A 245-nucleotide genomic window follows, 5' to 3' on the forward strand; every position below is an offset into this window, starting at 1 on the left:
CTCATGGACCGCTTCCCCATCATCGTCTGGATCGGCGGTGGTCTGCTCGGCTGGGTTGGGGCGGAAATGATCATGTCCGACGCGCTTCTCTCTCGCATCGCCGATCACGCTTCCCTTCCGCTTGCCGGGAGCTCCGTGCCTCTTGCGAGTGTCGCTGGCTTCCTGCTCGTTGTCGCCGCAGCATACCTGGTGCGCCGACGTGCCGATCAGAAGCAACAGCAGCCGGCCGACGCCGCGGTCTGAGG

1 protein-coding gene is annotated in these 245 nt (G+C 65.3%); it reads left to right on the forward strand.

Annotated features, from left to right (window positions below; genetic code table 11):
- Positions 1-243: LPXTG cell wall anchor domain-containing protein (locus ACPYOI_RS36765; RefSeq protein ID WP_481424270.1), on the forward strand; the 243-nt coding region annotated here is incomplete at its 5' end.
- Between the last annotated feature and the right edge of the window lie 2 nt (positions 244-245).

This window comes from Rhizobium sp. SVR5-2C (assembly GCF_056755115.1).